Origin of the sequence: Collinsella aerofaciens, assembly GCF_025289055.1 — a bacterium.
Taxonomy (GTDB): domain Bacteria; phylum Actinomycetota; class Coriobacteriia; order Coriobacteriales; family Coriobacteriaceae; genus Collinsella.
Window position 1 is genome coordinate 17,221 of sequence record NZ_JAESIQ010000001.1, and the last position, 17,373, is coordinate 34,593.

The 17,373-nt window shown below is 60.2% G+C and carries 14 protein-coding genes and 1 riboswitch; of the genes, 5 read left to right on the forward strand and 9 right to left on the reverse strand.

All coding sequences use genetic code 11. The features are described 5' to 3' along the window. Nucleotides 1-7 precede the first annotated feature (7 nt). From JMJ97_RS00130 to dpaL, 5 genes are all read right to left on the reverse strand, one after another. Complete coding sequence (locus JMJ97_RS00130) at nt 8-622, reverse strand: nucleotidyltransferase family protein (protein ID WP_260698747.1); 615 nt, start codon at nt 620-622, stop codon at nt 8-10. A gap of 176 nt (nt 623-798) precedes the next feature. Beyond that, nucleotides 799-1,749, reverse strand: coding sequence for a carbamate kinase (gene arcC / locus JMJ97_RS00135; RefSeq protein WP_260698748.1), 951 nt, complete (start codon nt 1,747-1,749; stop codon nt 799-801). Between the two features lie 14 nt (nt 1,750-1,763). Continuing rightward, nucleotides 1,764-2,966 carry a knotted carbamoyltransferase YgeW gene (gene ygeW, locus JMJ97_RS00140; RefSeq protein WP_260698749.1) on the reverse strand — a complete coding sequence of 401 codons (1,203 nt, stop codon included), beginning with the start codon at nt 2,964-2,966 and terminating at the stop codon, nt 1,764-1,766. Nucleotides 2,967-3,167: 201 nt separating this feature from the next. Then, complete coding sequence (locus tag JMJ97_RS00145; protein WP_195232234.1) at nt 3,168-4,553, reverse strand: YgeY family selenium metabolism-linked hydrolase; 1,386 nt, start codon at nt 4,551-4,553, stop codon at nt 3,168-3,170. A 74-nt stretch (nt 4,554-4,627) separates the two neighbouring features. Beyond that, nucleotides 4,628-5,842: a diaminopropionate ammonia-lyase gene (gene dpaL / locus JMJ97_RS00150; protein WP_118266260.1), complete on the reverse strand. Its 1,215-nt coding sequence runs from the start codon at nt 5,840-5,842 to the stop codon at nt 4,628-4,630. A gap of 277 nt (nt 5,843-6,119) precedes the next feature. Between dpaL and JMJ97_RS00155 the strand changes: the two genes are divergently transcribed. From JMJ97_RS00155 to JMJ97_RS00165, 3 genes are all read left to right on the forward strand, one after another. Further along, nucleotides 6,120-6,773, forward strand: a complete 654-nt coding sequence (locus JMJ97_RS00155; RefSeq protein ID WP_175406064.1) for a helix-turn-helix transcriptional regulator — start codon at nt 6,120-6,122, stop codon at nt 6,771-6,773. Nucleotides 6,774-6,896: 123 nt separating this feature from the next. Further along, nucleotides 6,897-7,883, forward strand: coding sequence for a hypothetical protein (locus JMJ97_RS00160; RefSeq protein WP_260698750.1), 987 nt, complete (start codon nt 6,897-6,899; stop codon nt 7,881-7,883). 281 nt (nt 7,884-8,164) lie between these two features. Beyond that, nucleotides 8,165-8,255, forward strand: a riboswitch (SAM riboswitch). An 8-nt stretch (nt 8,256-8,263) separates the two neighbouring features. Continuing rightward, nucleotides 8,264-8,686, forward strand: coding sequence for a hypothetical protein (locus JMJ97_RS00165; RefSeq protein ID WP_260698751.1), 423 nt, complete (start codon nt 8,264-8,266; stop codon nt 8,684-8,686). Between the two features lie 110 nt (nt 8,687-8,796). Here JMJ97_RS00165 and JMJ97_RS00170 read toward each other — a convergent pair whose 3' ends face one another. Further along, complete coding sequence (locus tag JMJ97_RS00170) at nt 8,797-9,531, reverse strand: 3'-5' exonuclease (RefSeq protein WP_260698752.1); 735 nt, start codon at nt 9,529-9,531, stop codon at nt 8,797-8,799. Between the two features lie 462 nt (nt 9,532-9,993). On the opposite strand from JMJ97_RS00170, the gene JMJ97_RS00175 reads away from it, so the two are divergent. After that, nucleotides 9,994-10,119, forward strand: a complete 126-nt coding sequence (locus JMJ97_RS00175) for a hypothetical protein (protein WP_255412934.1) — start codon at nt 9,994-9,996, stop codon at nt 10,117-10,119. A 521-nt stretch (nt 10,120-10,640) separates the two neighbouring features. Here JMJ97_RS00175 and JMJ97_RS09570 read toward each other — a convergent pair. After that, nucleotides 10,641-12,020: an ATP-binding protein gene (locus JMJ97_RS09570; protein WP_260698753.1), complete on the reverse strand. Its 1,380-nt coding sequence runs from the start codon at nt 12,018-12,020 to the stop codon at nt 10,641-10,643. Nucleotides 12,021-12,613: 593 nt separating this feature from the next. On the opposite strand from JMJ97_RS09570, the gene JMJ97_RS00185 reads away from it, so the two are divergent. Next, entirely contained in the window at nt 12,614-13,612 is a 999-nt protein-coding gene (locus JMJ97_RS00185) for a hypothetical protein (protein WP_260698754.1), read from the forward strand. A 487-nt stretch (nt 13,613-14,099) separates the two neighbouring features. On the opposite strand, the gene xdh is transcribed toward JMJ97_RS00185, so the two are convergent. Then, nucleotides 14,100-16,877 carry a selenium-dependent xanthine dehydrogenase gene (gene xdh / locus JMJ97_RS00190; RefSeq protein ID WP_217108323.1) on the reverse strand — a complete coding sequence of 926 codons (2,778 nt, stop codon included), beginning with the start codon at nt 16,875-16,877 and terminating at the stop codon, nt 14,100-14,102. Between the two features lie 12 nt (nt 16,878-16,889). Further along, nucleotides 16,890-17,369 carry a 4Fe-4S binding protein gene (locus JMJ97_RS00195; protein WP_055309382.1) on the reverse strand — a complete coding sequence of 160 codons (480 nt, stop codon included), beginning with the start codon at nt 17,367-17,369 and terminating at the stop codon, nt 16,890-16,892. Nucleotides 17,370-17,373 lie beyond the last annotated feature (4 nt).

Genomic DNA, 17,373 nt, shown 5'->3' on the forward strand with positions numbered 1-17,373 from the left:
TTGCTCCTTATTGATTAATACAGTTGGCCACGCGATCAAAATACGAGCAGGCGGCAATATGCTCCGTTATGCGTCGCTGTCCCTTGACGGTATCGACGTCCCACAGCTCGTAGGCACGCGCCTCGACCAGCACCACGTCGGTGCGACCTTTGAGAATCGAGCCCCCGCCGTCCTTGCCCTCAAGACACATAAGTGCATCGAACAGTTCCGCCGGAAAGAGCACCGGGCTCGAAGGCTCACCGTTACACGCAAGACGCACCGGATGTTTGCGGCCACACTCGTCAAATGCACGAACCATAGCCTCAAAAGAATCCGAACTCACGAGCGGCTGGTCGCCCGGTAAAAAGAGGCAACCTTTCCAGTTGCGTTCGACTCCCCACGAAAGGCCCGCACGGACGCTTTCGCTGCGCAGCTCGCCATCGTGCAGCACGCACGGGCAATGCTTGTCCTCGCAAATCTGGGAGACCTCGGGCCAACGCGTCGAAACCACGACGTCAAAGCCCCGGGGAACCGAATCGATGGTCCGGGCAATCAGCGGCTCGCCATAGATATCGGCGAGCATCTTGTTAGAGCCAAACCGCTTGCCCTCGCCCGAAGCCATAATCACGCAACCGAGTTTCATCTCCGCAAACCCCCCTGGCTGCCTTGGACACCATAGCTGCTATACCCACCATACCGAGCTCGCACTCCGTCGGAACAGGCACGCACTCGTTTTCCAGCGAACGCCCCTTGGCTCCCCATAGCACAAAGGAGGGCACCCCGCGACGCAGGGCACCCTCCTCAATGGTGCAGATATGCCTACTCAGCGTCGCCGGTAAACGTGGTACCGGTCTTGCCGGCAAGGCCATCGCGCGCCTTCTCGAGCAGCGTGATGAGCGCCGTGCGGCCCGGCTTGCTCTCGGCAAACGTCGAGGCTGCCTGGACCTTGGGCAGCATGGAGCCGCGACCAAACTCGTTGGCCTCGGACAGACGCTTTACGTCAGCCGCGGTCAGCGTGTCGAGCCACTGCTCGTGGTCGGTGCCAAAGCCAATGGCAACCTTCTCCACGGCCGTCAGGATAATCAGGGCATCGGCATCGAGCTGCTCGGCGAGCTTCTCGGCCGCAAAGTCCTTATCGATGACGGCAGCAGCGCCCTTAAGGTGGTTGCCCTGGGCCTTGGTGACGGGAATACCGCCACCACCGCAGGAAATCACCACGTGGTTGGACTCGACGAGCGACTTAATGGTGTCGAGCTCGACGATGTTCACGGGCTTGGGCGAGGCAACCACGCGACGGAAGCCCTGCTTCTCGTCGTGGATGAACTGATAGCCGCGGTCGGCTTCCAGCTCCTTGGCCTCGGCCTCGCTCATCCACGGACCAATCGGCTTGACCGGGTCGGCAAAGGCCGGATCGTCTGCCGCAACCTCGACCTGGGTGAGCACGGTGGCGACACCCTTGTCGATATTGCGGTCGAGCATTTCCTCGCGCAGGGCGTTTTGCAGGTCATAGCCAATGTAGCCCTGGCTCATGGCGCCGCAAACGGACAGCGGGCAGGGAATGTACTTCTGAGGATTAGAACGCGTGAGCTCGGCCATCGCGTTGGCGATCATGCCCACCTGGGGGCCGTTGCCATGCACGACGACGACCTCGTTGCCTTCCTCGATCAGGTCGACGATGGCCTTAGAAGTCGTCTTGACGGCCTCCATCTGCTCGGGAAGGTTGGCGCCGAGGGCGTTTCCGCCCAAGGCGACAACAATACGCTTAGCCATTTCTCAGCCCAGCTTTAGGCCTGGAGCCAACGGGCGGTGTTGCGCTCGTCGAGGGCCTTGAGGGTAGCGGCGGGATCGGCAACCTTCTGCAGGAACATCATGGCAGCGATGGCGTACGGCTTGTAGCTGGCCTCCTTGTACATGCCCACGCGGTGCATGTCGAAGACGTCGGCGTTGACCTCGCCGTGCTCGCAGGAGACACCGGAAATATCGGCGGGCAGCGGATGCATAAAGATGGTGTCCTGGCCGTTGGCAGTCTTCTCCATGAGCTCGGTCGTGGAGCACCAATCCTGATGCGTAGCGTTCTGAGCGAGCAGCTCCTTCTCGAGCGCAGCGATGCCGGCGTCGTCGCCCTCGGCGTACAGGTTGGTACGCTTCTCCATGGCGGCAAACGGAGCCCAGCTCTTGGGGATCACGATGTCGGCGCCCTCGAAGGCCTCGGCCATGGTGCTGACCTGCTTAAAGGTGGTGCCGGACTCGGCGGCATAGCCCTTGGCGCGCTCGACGACCTCGGGCATGAGATCGTAGCCCTCGGGGTGAGCCAGGGTGACGTCCATGCCAAAGCGGGGCAGCAGGCTGATCAGCGACTGCGGGCAGGACAGCGGCTTGCCGTAAGAGGGCGAATAGGCCCAGGTGACGGCAACCTTCTTGCCCTTGAGGTTCTCGAGGCCGCCAAACTCGTTGATGAGGTAGAGCATGTCAGCAGAGGACTGCGTGGGATGGTCGGAATCGGACTGCAGGGAGATGAGCGTGGGACGGTGATCCAGAACGCCGTCCTCGTAAGCCTGCTGGACAGACTCGGAGACCTCGGCCATGTAGGCGTCGCCCTTGCCGATGTACATGTCGTCGCGGATGCCGATGACGTCGGCCATGAAGGAAATCATGGTAGCGGTCTCACGGACGGTCTCGCCGTGAGCGATCTGGGACTTCTTCTCGTCCAGGTCCTGCAGCTCAAGGCCGAGCAGGTTGGCAGCCTTAGAGAAGGAGAAGCGCGTACGGGTGGAGTTGTCGCGGAACAGGGAGACGGCCAGGCCGGAGTCGAAGATCTTGGACGAAACGTTGTTCTCACGCAGCTCGCGCAGGGCGTCGGCGACGATGTAGAGCGCCTTGAGCTCATCGGTGGTCTTGTCCCAGGTGTGCAGGAAGTCGCTGCCGTACATACCCTTAAAATCGAGGCCGTTCAGCTGCTCGACGAGCTCGGTAAACTTGGCGTCCATGTAAATGTCCTTTCTAAAGGTGAAACGATCGCAATGAGTAAATGTGCTCCGGCATGCGCGTGTGGCTAGAACATGCAGAGCGCTATGACGAGGACCCGCTACCGTTGAGGAAGCATGGGAGATAACGACCGCGGGCCCCAAGTCAACAGGAGGTGCCGGGGGCATAAACTGTCCCCGGCTCAACAAGATCGAGGAATGGGACTAGTCGATCTTGTTGTTGGTCAGACCGGCGCGGAACACGGTGGCATCGCCATCGGCCTGGCTCGGATCGTAGAGGTTCAGGGCAGCCACGTACATGGCGGCAGCGGTGACCAGGTCGTCCTTGTAGGTGACCTCGTTGGGAGCGTGAGCCTGAGACTCGGCACCCGGGCCAAAGCCGACGCAGGGGATGCCATAGCGACCCTGGATGGAAACGCAGTTCGTGGAGAAGGTCCACTTGTCGCACAGCGGGCGACCGGTACGCTTGTCCATGCTGGGCTCGCAGCCGATGCGCTCGTCACCAAACATGGCCTTGTGGGCGTCGACGAGGGCCTTGACGTGCGGAGCGGTCTCCTTGTTGATCCACGTGGGGAAGTAAGCCTCGGTCTCGTAGACCTCGCCGGTCCAGGACGGACGGTCGTACATGTACATGGAGACCTTCACGTCGTCGCCGTACTTCTTGGCGGCCGGCAGGTTACGGATCTCGTCCAGGCAGGACTCCCAGGTCTCACCGGCGGTCATGCGACGGTCGATGGAGATGGCGCAGGAGTCAGCGACAGCGCAGCGGCTGGGGCTGGTGTAGAAGATCTGGCTGACGGTGCAGGTGCCGCGGCCCAGGAAGCGGGCGTCCTCGAAGTGCTCGGGGTTGTACTTGGGGTCGAGCATCTTGACGAGGCCCTTGATGTCGGTCGACTCGTCGCAGCCGTTGTTGTTGAGAGCGCGGACGTCGGCGATGATGTCGGCCATCTTGTAGATGGCGTTGTCGCCGCGGTCGGGAGCGGAGCCGTGGCAGGAGGTGCCGTGAACGTCGACGCGGATCTCCATGCGGCCGCGGTGACCGCGATAGATGCCACCGTCGGTGGGCTCGGTGGAAATGACGAACTCGGGCTTAATGCCGTCCTTGTTGTAGATGTACTGCCAGCACATGCCGTCGCAGTCCTCTTCCTGGACGGTACCGACGACCATGATCTTGTAGCCCTCGGGGATGAGGCCCATGTCTTTCATCATCTTGGCAGCGTAGGTAGCAGAAGCCATGCCACCCTCCTGGTCGGAGCCGCCGCGGCCGTAGATGATCTCGTCGGTCTCGTAGCCCTCATAGGGATCGGCATCCCAGTTATCGATGTTGCCGATGCCGACGGTGTCGATGTGGGAGTCGATGGCGATGATCTTGTCGCCCTCGCCCATAAAGCCCATAACGTTGCCCAGGCCGTCGACCTTGACCTCGTCATAGCCAAGGCTCTCCATCTCGGCCTTGATGCAGGCGACAACCTCGCCCTCCTCGCAAGACTCAGAGGGATGCGAGATCATAGCGCGCAGGAAGCGAGTCATATCAGCACGATGAGACTCAGCAGCAGCCTTGATAGCGTCGAAATCGAGTTCTTTAGCCATTGTTCATAACCTTTCAAACGAAGGAATCTACCTGTGAGGTGGCGGAGCGATACCTATTTACTCCGCCCCAACGATTAGCAAGTGGGGTATTCGCCTTCCCAGACGATGCGACGGTACTGATCCGGATCCGTGTCGCCCTCGGTGGAGAAGCAGAGCACGGAGCTCGTCTTGTCCAGGCCGATGAGCTCCTTGAGCTCGGCGTACTCGGGATCGAGCATGAGGGTCTCGACCAGGCCGGTGGTCACAGCGCCGGACTCGCCGGAGATGACGCGCGGGTCGCCCTTCTCGGGGGCGCCTAGGGTGCGCATGCCGCGAGCGGTGACCCAGTCGGGGCAGGACACGAAGGCGGTAGCGTGGTTGCGCAGGATATCCCAGCCCAGGATATTGGGCTCGCCACAGCACAGGCCGGCCATGATGGAGGGCATGTCGCCGTCCACGATGCGCGGGTCGCCGTCGCCGGCGGCAGCGCCCTTGTACAGGCAGGCGGCCGGAGCGCACTCGACCACGACGAAGGTGGGCGGGTTATCGGGATACAGGTTGGTGAAGTAGCCCACCACGGCGCCGGCGAGCGAACCCACGCCAGCCTGGACAAACACGTGCGTCGGGCGGTTGATGGCCATCTCGCGCAGCTGCTCGGCAGCCTCGGAAGCCATGGTGCCGTAACCCTCCATGATCCAGGACGGGATCTTCTCGTAGCCCTCCCAGGCGGTGTCCTGAACGATGACGCCGCGCTCGCAGGCGTCGGCCTCGGCGGCGGCCATGCGCACGCACTCGTCGTAGTTGACCTCTTCGATGGTCACCGTGGCGCCCTCGGCGGCGATGTTATCGAAGCGGGGCTTGGTGGAACCCTTGGGCATGTGCACGACGGCCTTCTGGCCGAGCTTGTTGGCAGCCCATGCCACGCCGCGGCCATGGTTGCCGTCGGTGGCGGTAAAGAAGGTGGCCTGGCCAAAGTCCTTGGCAAGCTGATCGGAGGTCAGGTAATCGAAGGTGCACTCGGCAACGTCCTTGCCGGTCTCGTCGGCAATGTAGTTGGCCATGGCAAACGAGCCGCCCAGGACCTTAAAGGCGTTGAGGCCAAAGCGATAGCTCTCGTCCTTAACGCACAGGTTGGACAGGCCCAGGCGCGCGGCCTGGCCGTCCAGGCGGGCAAGCGGAGTGACGGTGTACTGGGGGAACGACTGGTGGAAGGCACGGGCCTTCTTCACGTGGTCGAGGCTCATGATTCCCAAGTGCTTGTCATCGCTCTTGGGCATCGTGTTGCCCGCCCACTGGATCTTATCGGCCATACGGTGAACTCCTTAAGTCCTCTCTTGCCGGCCCCCGCATACGCGTTTCAGCCCATTCCCATTCATGCGACTGAACTTTTATGTGGATGCCAAACAAAAAGTTTGTTAGCACTGTTCTATCACACTTTTTGATTGGCAAACCTAACAAATTGTTTGTTGCCGTAATCGGTACCTTTTCGCCGACGAACGGTTACATAACGCAGCAACGCTTTCGTTATTTGCGAACAGGTGTGGTTTATGACAAAGTATGCCCAAACTAATTTTTAGGAAGGCACCCATGACCCCGTCACAGATTGAGTTTTACAAGCGCCTCGCACACGGTCTGGCGCTCCAGTTTGGCCCCAACTGCGAAGTCGTCGTCCACGATCTGGAGACCGAGGACGTGGACCACTCCATCGTAGTGATCGAAAACGGCCACGTCAGCGGGCGCAAACTGGGTGACGGTCCCAGCCATATTGTGCTTGAGTCCATGCACGATGGCACCACCGACGTGCACGACCGCGAGCCATACCTCACCAAAACCGCCGATGGCAAGCTGCTCAAGTCCTCGACCATCTTTATCCGCAACGACGAAGGCAAGCCCGTCGGCATTTTGGGCATCAACTTTGACATTACGCTTATGAAGGCTTTTGAGCGCTCGCTCGACGCTTTCACCGGCACCGGCGGCACGGGCTATACCGAGCCCGAGCCCATCACCAAAAACATCGGCGACCTGCTCGAAGACCTACTGCGCGAGTGCGAACAGTTTGTGGGCAAGCCCGCGGCGCTCATGACCAAAGACGAGCGCATTCGTGCCATTGGCTACCTCGACCGTCGCGGTGCCTTCCTCATTTCCAAGTCGAGCGAGCGCGCCTGCGAGTTCTTTGGCATCTCCAAGTACAGCTTCTATAGCTACCTCAATGAGGCCAAGGCGGCGACCGGCGACAAGTAGGCACTCGCTTGGATTGCCCCTCCCCTTTTGGGCGCGAGTTCTGGAAAGCACGAATCCAAGACCGAGCCGCTTGGGAAGTTCCATATAATCGATGTCATTGGTATTTCGAAAGGATGGAATAGAATGGCGTTGAGCAAGGCATCATGCACCGATCGCGGATTGATTCCGGCAATTGGTGGACATGTGCACCGCATGTTCGATGAGGGTGAAGACGACCTGTTTTCGCTGAGCCTTGACGACGTGATGGATGATCGCCCGTGGACCGCCGACGAACTCATGGGCGGCGGGACTCGCCCGTCAAACCCCAATCCCGCACTTGCGCCTAAGACCGCATCTGCGCCGACTCCTGCGCAGTTGGCTGTTTCGACGCCCGCGCCTACGCCCGCACCCACTTCGGCGCCCACGACCGCTCCCCGCCCCGCAAGCGACCCGTCCGAGACCGCGGCATTTCTCGCTGCAGCGACGCAGGGCAAATCGGCCGACAGCACCGTTATGTACAGCGCCCAGCAGTTGCCTGTTCCTGCGGCACGCAAGCCTCCGATCGCAAGGCTCGACGAGCCCGTTGCCCATCAGGTTGCCTACGATTCCTGGGCCACAGCCGATCTGGATGAGACCTCTACCGGCATGCCGGCGCTCGACGTTCCAGTTAACCCGCTTTTTGCCACCAACACGAGCGCCGTGGACTATGAGGGCGGTGCAGCATATTCCGATTATTCCGATGACTATGCTGGCAATGGTCGCATCGAGACCGAGGGTTATGGCACCGCATCGAGCGATTATCTCAACGATCCGTACGCTGCCACGCCTGCACCGGAATATGACCCGGAGGCCGCGTCCGCGCCGGCGTATACCAAAAGCACGGGCGAAGAGCGCTTCGCCGATTATTACGCCAAGGAAAAGGCGCTGCGTTTCTCGGAATTTCCGCAGGCAGTCAAGGTTGCCTTTATCGCCATTGTCATTGCCCTGCTCGGTGTCATTGCGTTTGAGGGATTCCAGCTGTTCCGCGGCCCCACCCAAGCGGAGTCGGAAACCCAGCAAAAAGAGGACGATAACCAGTACCTGGACATCAACACCCTCAAGGGCGACCCCAACGACGAGGACGACGAGTAGCGAGGGCTGAAGGCGACCACAGGATCCCGCATCCAGCACCGGCTTCTAAGTGCTGTTTTGGCATCCAGCTACACTTTTCCGGATAATTTGCCTATCGAATTTGACACTTTTCCGAAGTTTTAAGGTGCCTATTTCGACACTTTTCCGGATGAAAGCCGAATAATCACTTGGGAAACTAACGCCGTTCACGCGTCATTTCGCAGGCGGCGTTTGATTTCCGTCCGTACACGCTGAGTCCGTACACGTTGATAGACTTCCTCTTGCCCGCAAGGAGTCGGCACGTTTTATCCAGAGTCGGGGTAGAGAGTTGGCTCCACGATCCCGACGCCAACCGGCCAAAAGGCACGGTGGCCCTGCCAACATCGATGAAAGGAGTCCGTATGGACAATTTCTCTGTGCGCAGCGAGCGCAACTTCCACAACCTGGCAGCCAAGCCAAAACGAATGCATCTTCTGGACGAGCCGAGCGGCTATGCCTCGGCCATGGTCAAGAACAGCCTCTCCCACCAGATGCGCTTCACGGTACAGAAGCTCGAGGAAGAGCTCTGCGCTGCTGGCAATCCGCATGTGCTACAGATTAAGTTGTTCGGAGACGATTTGCGTGAGCCGTCTAGCTGGAAGCTCTTTGCCGACGGCGCGTGCGTCGCAAGCGGCTCGGGCGACTTTGCCCGCGAGTGCTTCTGCGAGGGAGCTGAGGTGTTTCTGGACCTGTGTCGCGACGCCGTACGCACAGCCGAGCTGCGGCAGTGGAGCGAAAGGGAGTATGAGCTGTTGAGTGCGGCCCGCGGGATTGCGATGGTGTAGGCAGACAGACCAGACAGCTCGTCATACTGGTTGACGCTTCGATTCAAACAGCAGTGCGAAGTCGCGCTTACAGCCCTGCCATGCCAAACCGAATGGCGTTCTCAAAAGGCCTACCTTCCCTCCGCTTTCAACTTCAGCAGCAGATCGCTCAGCTCGGGGCACTTGCTGGAAAGGCGCGTCTGAGCTCGCTCGCCCATCCCCCATCGTTGGCGGATCTCCTGGGCGCGCGGGCTCACGCGGTAGTTCCCGTCCATCATCTGCTTGAGCAGCTTGGCGGTCACGCGCGCATCGGCTAAGGCGCTGTGGGCGTGACCCGTCGACTCGTCGAACTCGATGCCAAACCACGTTGCCGCGTCACTCAAAGAGACGCACCCGTGGCTGCCCACGTCCATGATCGAAGTGTAAAACGCCTGCAGGTCGGCCCAGTCCGTAGGAAATGCGGAAAGGTCCATGTGCTTTGCCTGGCACTCGGTCATAAGCTGTCGATGATCCGCCCCGCTCCAGCAAACTATCTGGGCGGAGTAGCGACCGATCCAATCGCTGAGTCTTTTGATCACCACATAGAGCGGATCAGCCATCGCGGTGTCCACGGCCGATATCCCCGTAAGCTCGCGGACGGGAAACGCAACGCCTTCGGTAAATTCTGTCTGCACAAACTGCGAGAACTCGCCCATAACGTTGCCGCGGTTATCGAGCTTAACCGCGCCGACCTCGATAATCTCGTTGCGCAACCCGCGGCGCTGGCGCTGCCTTGGCACCGGCGCAAACTCAAAGTCCAGCACGATCTGGCGCGCAAAGTTCGTCGTATCGATAGCCGAGATACCCGGCATCTTTTCAGCTGACACGGTTAGGGCCTTTCTCCGTCAACTGCCGCTTGTTACATAAGCGGCTACATTGCCGTAAGGATAGGCGCCCGTGCGGACACAAAAGCGGGGTGCAACGCCATGCGCCGGTCGCACGCCATGCAGACCGCCCCAAGAGAGTCGCCCGCTCTATTCAAATGCATGAAAAAGATTTAGGCCCGGTGACTTGAATCAGCGGTCATCCCGAGCCCATCAATATGCAGTGTACCTACAGAGGGCTGGTTAATCAAACGGGCTTTCGGTGACGAAGACCTGCGCGTCTATCCCCAATCGCCCAGCGTCGTCTTCTGCCGCCCTTACGAAAGGCTGCTATTCGAGGGAATCACGTTGCTGTTATTATCGAACATATATTCGTATTTATGACCGCGCTTTGATAGAATGGCAGTTGTTGACGGCAGTTCCATGTGCCGGGCAGCGCCCTCCATGCGACGGGAGGTGATGCCCATGACCGATCTGATTGATTTCGTGAAGCTCCTGACCGCTTTGGTCTCGCTCCTCACGGCGCTTATCGGACTTTCCGAGGCACTTAAGCAGCGTACGAAGCAAAAGAAGAGGGGTCGACGCCGTTAAGGCATTGACCCCTTGAACTAAGTAACGGCGCTGCCCAGCTATCACCCTTGGGCTGCCGTCGACTTTATTCTACCCACGGTTGCCAGGTTTAACAAATGAATTTTCAGTAATGGAGCCTCGGAGCCCGCTCGCTCAACCACCTGGCCATCGGATTAGCCGGATTCTGGGACACGCCTTCCGTCCCAGGCCTCTACCGGAAAATGCGTCCCACCCTGAGGCTCGATTCCGGGACACGGTTTCCGTTTGAAGCCCCGATGGGAAAGCGTGTCCCGTTCCGAGAGCTCATTCCGGGATGCAGTTTCCGCTAGAGATGCCACCGGGAAAGTGTATCCCGTTTTGGAGCCGAATTCCGGGTCGTAGTTTCCGCCTGAGGGCCGATCCAGAAACGGCATCCCACTCTGAGGCCGAAATCTGGGACACGCTTTCCGCCGGCATTCCGCTGACAGCTAGCACGACAACAGAGGGACCCCGTTCCAGCCATTCGAGGACAGGCTTTACCCTCGAGCAGAGCTACCCCGCCCTCACATCTCGGCAAACGAGATCAGCTTGACGTCTCCCCTACTCTCCGCGGCATCCCGACATCCCTGCGTAAAGCCACTTTTTGAGAAAAGCGCATAGCTTTTTCGTTGCCGTCTAAAGAGCTCGCTTCGATGCACGAGCTTTTGCAGCACGTCTTCGCCCGCCGGTTCATTGCGCCATTTGCACTCCGCAAACAGCGCAGTGCCCTCGCCATCGTCAACAATCAAGTCGATTTCTTCCTGCGTATGCGTGCGATTATCCGTCCCCCACCAGCGCCCGACGCTCGCCGGAACCACATCGAGCTGGCCCGCGCGCGCGAGTTCGTACACGTATTGTCTGCATATAAGCTCAAAGACCGTGCCCATGTAATCCGATATGTGCGGCTCAATGCGCCTATACGCCATCTCGGCCATATCGTTTTGGATTAGCCCGATGTTCTGCGGCACAAACTTGTACCAGAACCTAAACATCTGGTCGCTCAGCAGATACACGGCTCGCTTATTGCTCGTCTCGTTTAGGGGCAGCTCGCGCTCGACAATCCCAAGCGACGCCAGCTTATCCACATAGCTCTTTACGTTGCTCGCAGGGATTCCCGTAGAGCTCGCAATCTCCGAGATCTTCGAGCGCCCCTGTGCAATTGCTTGCACGATCGCATCATATTGCTCGGGATTGCGGCACTCTTGCATTAGCAGGTTACTCGGCTCCTCAAAGAGATATCCCGTAGGAGTAAGAAAAAGACGTTTGATGTTGTCCTTGAGCGATACGGCAGGATCGACTTTCTCGATATATGCAGGAATGCCGCCCGTCATGCCATAGCAAACTGCAGCGTCTTCGCGACTCATGCTCTGCCACAGGCCGAGGGTCGTCGTAAAATCGAGCGGCATGATCTTAAACTGGGCCGTACGCCTACCGTATAGTGGGCTCTCGTAGCCCAACACCTGTTCCTCCATAAACGAAAGAGACGAGCCGCATAGAATCAGCATGAGCCTGGTCTCTTTGTACAAGTGATCAATCTTGTCTTGCAGCAACGAACTGATCTCAGGATTCGATTGGGCGAGATAGGGATACTCGTCAATCACGACAATCAAACGTTCCGTGCGAGCCATGGTGGCCAATGCATCGAACGCTTCATCAAAGCTACGAAACGACACGCCTGCAGCACCAACCGAACCCGCAAGTATCGCCTGGCTAAAGCCGTGCAGGTTTGCCTCCGCATTGGTACGACGAGCCTGAAAGTAAATAGCCTTCTTGCCTTGGATGAACTCTGTGATAAGGCGCGTTTTACCCACACGACGGCGGCCGTAAATCACAGGCATCTCAAAGGAGCCCGTGCCATACAGTCGATTGAGCTCGGACATTTCCGTTGTTCTTCCGATAAACACAGGGCCATCCTTCCTTTACGTTATAGCTAGCTATATTATATCTTCCTATAATATAGCTAGCTATAACGTAATTCGACAAGCGGCGCACGCAAAAGAGGCGGTACACCACCGCACGTGGACCGTTCCGGAAAATGTATCCCGTTCTGGAGCCAAAAACTGGGCCGTAGTTTCCGCCAAGCATGCCATCCGGAAAGTGCGTCCCACCCCGAGGCTCGATTCCGGGACACAGTTTCCGCTTGAGGGCTGATCCGGAAAGCACGTCCCATTCCGAGTGGCAATTCCGGGACACAGTTTCCGCAGATACAATGCAACGATCCGCCGCCCTTATCACATGCCTTCAAATATGCGGTTCAGAAACACAAAACAGCAGATAGATTGCTCTTTTTCGGAAAAGTACACGTCCCGAAACTTACCAAGACTTCATATCCAGCTACCGTTCACGGTCGCCGATTACCGCCCACCGATTCAAACAAGAAATATGTCGCCAAAAGCAGGTCATCTACCTGCATGGTTAGATTTTGGTCAGCTTTTGGTCAGCTGAGCGGCAAGTTCCAGCTGGTACGTTTTTGCTACCCAAAAGAAGGCGGTAGCTCATGACCCATTGCAATGACCAACTCATCGACCAGCTGTTGAACCAAGCCGAACAAGAGGAGCGCTGTCTGATTCCCCCGAGCGCGGCGATCCGAAAAGCGCTCCTTCGGCGCACCGGCGGCACGGTTGTCTCGCCCATGCCGGGGTTGTTTGCGCGAAAAACGCACTGGGATGAACTCAACCGAGCGCAACGCCATTGCGAGATCCTCCGCGCCCTTGCGATCATCCATCCCGATTGGACGTTCTGCTCGTTTTCGGCAGCTTGCCTGCTGGGGCTCGAGGTCTCGTGGCGACACCTGAACGTCGTGCATGTTTGCAGCTCGACAAAGCCGTCGGCTCGTCCGGGCGCACATATTCAGCGACACCAGATTGAGCCGGCCGGAGCAATACGCAGAGCCGGCATATCGGTAACGCCGCCCATCCAAACGGCCACAGATTGCCTGCTGCAAACTGGTTTTGCCGACGGCATGCCCATTGCCGATTCGGCGATCTCAAAGCTCGGCCTTGCGTCGGAACAGCTGATGGAGGCCGTTGAGCAACGAGCGACTGCCCGCAATGGTCGCGCGATTCGCACCGCCCTCACAACGCTTCGATATGCCGACGCCCGCGCCGAGAGCGGCGGGGAATCGGCCGCCCGAGCCATCATGATCGAGACGGGCTTTGCGCCCGACTGGCTTCAATACGAGCTGACGGACCCCTTCGATTCGGCCAAGCCCATACGAACGGACTTTGCCTGGGAGCGCCAGGCGCGGGAACTCACGCTGGGCGAACTCGACGGGCTCATCAAATATACCGACCAGACCATGCTGGCCGGACGCACCACCGCCGAGGCGCTCGTTGCCGAACGACAGCGCGAGGCGCACCTATCGCTCTACGGCCACCCTCTGCTGCGCTTTACCATGAACGAGGTCCGCTCGGCAGGAATGCTCGCCAAAAAGCTGCAGACGGCAGGCATCCGGCAGACCGCGCTGCCGACGTGGCTCAACGACGTGGAGCTGTAGGAGCTGCTAGGCCGTGCATCGCCGGATCGCATCCCCCCTATCTGGGCCGCGTTTTCCCAACGGCCACGCCAACGGAAAGCGCGGCCCAGCCTGGACGCTCAAAACGGGATGCACTTTCCGGATGGCGGGCCTGGCGGAAAGCGTGTCCCGGAATCAGGTCTCGGAACGGGTCGTGCTTTCCGGTTGAGTCCTTCAGCGGAAACCGCATCCCGGAATAAACGCTCAAACTGGGATGCACTTTCCAAACGGCCGGCCAGCGGAAAACGAATCCCATTCTGAGCGTCGAATCCGGGATACAGTTTCCGTTTGAAGCCCCGTCTGGAAAGTACGTCCCATTCTGGAGCCGAAATCTGGGACGCAGCTTCCGCATGCGGAGGCGCTCCAAACAAAAGGCCCCGGCTCGCGATGGAGCTGGGGCCAAAGGCGCAGCATATGCAGTTGGTGTTGAGCGCGAACAGCCCGTCAGCAATGCTGTCCGCACCCTACCCTACCCGCGGCGACGGGCGCGGCTGTAGGGCGTATCCACCATGGGCAGATCTGGACGTAGTTTGCCGTCAAACGCGCGGTAGGCGTTCTGCACGGCGGGCGCCGTGGGGATCGTTGCGATCTCGCCGATGCCCTTGCCGCCGTATGCCACGGGCAACAGCTCGTCCTTCTCCACGTAGATAGCGTGGATATCCGGAATCTCGGGTGCACGGAACAGCCCGAGCGTACCGTACCTTGCCTGGGGCACGCAGTCCTTGAGCGGCCAGTCCTCGGTAAGTGCGTAACCCATACCCATGAGCACACCGCCTTCGATCTGACCCTGGATGGAGATGGGGTTGACCACCTTGCCGGAATCGTGCGCGGCGTAGACCTCGCTCACGCGGCCGTCATCATCCAGAATGACCACATGCGTGGCAAAGCCGTAGCAGATGTGGCTCTTGGGATTGGGAACGTCGGCGCCCAGTTTGTCGGTCGGCTCCAGGTACACGTAGCCAAACTCGCATCCCTCGAGCGCCTTGATGGCGGCCGCGGGATCCTGAGGGTGCATACCCTGGCCGGCGACGAGTTCCTGCGTGTGCAGCTGATAGGCGCGGCCGTCGTCATACTCGATCTTGACGCCGTCGCCATGCGCACTCACGGGAGCGGCGGGCGCAGACTTGCCGGCCTCGATATCAAGCATGGCATCGCGCAGCAGGAAGGCGGCACCGCGCACGGCCTCGCCGGTCACGACCGTCTGACGCGAGCCAGACGTGGTGCCGGAGTCGGGAGCGTTCTCGGTGGAGCACTCGCCGTTGGCGATGCAGCGAAGCGGCAGGCCGCATGCCTCGGCAACGTCTTGCAAAAAGACGGTGTTACAGCCCTGGCCAATGTCGGACGTGGCGGCATAGACCACGGCCGCGCCGTTCTCGATGCGAATCTTGCAGCGGCCGGCATCGGGCAGGCCCACGCCCACGCCGGCGTTCTTCATGGCGCAGGCAATGCCGGCGTGTCCGGGATGCGCATAGTAGGCATCCTTGACCTCGAGCAGTGTCTCCTTCAGCGCCGTGGAGCAGTCGGCAATCTGACCGTTGGGCAAAACCTCGCCCGGCTCGATGGCGTTGCGGTAGCGAATCTCCCACGGATCCAGGCCGACCTTCTCGGCCAGCAGGTCGATTAGGCTCTCGAGCGCAAACTCGGACTGGCAGACGCCAAAGCCACGGTACGCGCCGGCGGGCGGGTTGTTGGTGTAGTAGCCATAACCGCGAATGTCGGTGTTCTGGTACTTGTAGGGGCCGACAGCATGCGTGCAAGCGCGCTCGAGCACCGGGCCGCACAGCGACGCGTAGGCGCCGGTGTCAAAGTTGATCTCGCAATCCAGGCCGGTAAAGTTGCCCTCGGCGTCGCAACCCAGCGTAAAGGTACCGTCCATGGCATGACGCTTGGGATGGAACGCGAGCGACTCGGCACGCGTGAGCTTGCACTTCACAGGACGCTGGAACTTATAGGCAGCAAGCGCGGCCAGGTGCTGGATCGAAACGTCCTCCTTACCGCCAAAGCCGCCGCCCACGAGCATGGTCTCGACGACCACGCGCTCGGGTTCGCTATCCCAGCCAAACATATGGGCACACTCTTTGCGCGTGTCGTAGGCACCCTGGTCGGTCGACTGCACCTTGACGCCGTTCTTGTACGGGAAGGCAACGGCGCACTCGGGCTCCAAGAAGGCATGCTCGGTAAAGGGCGTGGTAAAGCGCTGCGTCACGGTAAACGCGCTCTCTGCCAGCGCCTTGGCGGCGTCGCCGCGCGTCACGTGACGGCTCTGACACACGTTGTCCTTGAGCTCCACCGTGTTGCCGAAGGCAAAGAAGCTGTCATGCAGGCGCGGGGCATCGGCGGCCCTGGCCTCGACAATGTTGCGCACGGGCTCCAGCGGCTCGTAGTCAATCTTTACGAGCTTCTTGGCCTTCTCGAGCGTCGCCTCGTCCTCGGCGACCACCAGCACGATGGCATCGCCCACGCAGCGGGTGATATCGCCCTGAGCGATCATGACGTCCCAGTCCTGGATAAGGTGGCCGACCTGGTTGACCGGCACGTCCTCGGCGCGCAGGATGCCCACTACACCGGGCAGGGCCTCGGCCTTGGAGGTGTCGATGGAGAGCACGCGGGCGCGCGGATACCTGGAGCGCACGGCGCTGGCATAGGTCAGGCCCGGCTGATCGAGCTCGTCGATGTCGTCGGGATACTTGCCCTCGCCGAGCACCTTCTTGCGCACGTCAATACGGAAGGCGCGCTTGCCCACGCCGTAGTCATCGCCGCGCTCCAGGTCCTCGTCGATCTGCTTTTCGCCGCGGAGCACCGCAGCGGCCAGCGAGATGCCCTCGATAATCTTTTTGTAGCCGGTGCAGCGACAGACGTTACCGCGAATGGCGTACTTGATCTGCTCCTCAGTGGGCTCGGGGTCCTCGGCGATGAGCGCCGCACCCGCCATGACCATGCCGGGAATGCAAAAACCGCACTGCACGGCGCCCACGGCGCCAAAGGCGTACACAAAGGCCTCGCGCACGTCCTCGGGCAGGCCCTCGACGGTCACGATGTTGCGGCCGGCGGCAAGAGCGGTGGTCAGCACGCACGCCTTGACGGCCGCACCGTCCACATGAATGGTGCAGGTGCCGCAGGCGCCCTCGGAGCAGCCGTCCTTGGCGGAGTGAATGTGCAGGTCGTCGCGCAGATAGCGCAGCAGTGGCTTGTTCTGAGTCGTCGTGCACTCGACGCCGTTAACGGTAAAAGTGAATTCCTGTGCCATGGTGATTCCCTTCTACACGCCGGCGGCGATGCCGGTGCGGTCGTGGATGGCGCCATGCGGGCAGACGACGGCGCACATGCCGCACGACAGGCAGTCCACGCCGTCGATATGGGCGCAGTTGTCCTCGATGCGGATAGCGCCGGCAGGGCACTTTTTGGCGCACATACCGCAACCGATGCAGCTCGTGTCGCAGACCTTGCGCGCAATGGCGCCCTTATCGGTGTTGTTGCAGCGCACCAGAATGTTCTGGTAGCCGGGGACGAAGGCAATCACGCGCTGCGGGCACGCCATGCCGCACAGGCCACAGCCCGTGCACTTGGAGCGGTCCACGCGGGCGATGCCATCGACCAGCGCAATGGCGCCGTGGGGGCAGGCCGTGACGCAGGCGCCACAGCCAATGCAGCCTTCGCTGCAGTGGGCGTCGCCGCCTGCGGAGGCGCAACCGCTTCCGCAGGCAACGTAGGCCACGTTATGTTGAATGGATTTGGCCATAAGA

Bases quoted from the DNA above. Each gene is read 5' to 3' on its own strand.
- ygeW (WP_260698749.1), bottom strand. From the start codon at position 2,966: ATGGACGCCAAGTTTACCGAGCTCGTCGAGCAGCTGAACGGCCTCGAT.
- JMJ97_RS00165 (WP_260698751.1), top strand. From the start codon at position 8,264: ATGGACAATTTCTCTGTGCGCAGCGAGCGCAACTTCCACAACCTGGCA.
- xdh (WP_217108323.1), bottom strand. From the start codon at position 16,877: ATGGCACAGGAATTCACTTTTACCGTTAACGGCGTCGAGTGCACGACG.
- dpaL (WP_118266260.1), bottom strand. From the start codon at position 5,842: ATGGCCGATAAGATCCAGTGGGCGGGCAACACGATGCCCAAGAGCGAT.
- JMJ97_RS00145 (WP_195232234.1), bottom strand. From the start codon at position 4,553: ATGGCTAAAGAACTCGATTTCGACGCTATCAAGGCTGCTGCTGAGTCT.
- arcC (WP_260698748.1), bottom strand. From the start codon at position 1,749: ATGGCTAAGCGTATTGTTGTCGCCTTGGGCGGAAACGCCCTCGGCGCC.
- JMJ97_RS00160 (WP_260698750.1), top strand. From the start codon at position 6,897: ATGGCGTTGAGCAAGGCATCATGCACCGATCGCGGATTGATTCCGGCA.
- JMJ97_RS00130 (WP_260698747.1), bottom strand. From the start codon at position 622: ATGAAACTCGGTTGCGTGATTATGGCTTCGGGCGAGGGCAAGCGGTTT.
- JMJ97_RS00175 (WP_255412934.1), top strand. From the start codon at position 9,994: ATGACCGATCTGATTGATTTCGTGAAGCTCCTGACCGCTTTGGTCTCG.
- JMJ97_RS00155 (WP_175406064.1), top strand. From the start codon at position 6,120: ATGACCCCGTCACAGATTGAGTTTTACAAGCGCCTCGCACACGGTCTG.
- JMJ97_RS00195 (WP_055309382.1), bottom strand. From the start codon at position 17,369: ATGGCCAAATCCATTCAACATAACGTGGCCTACGTTGCCTGCGGAAGC.
- JMJ97_RS00185 (WP_260698754.1), top strand. From the start codon at position 12,614: ATGACCCATTGCAATGACCAACTCATCGACCAGCTGTTGAACCAAGCC.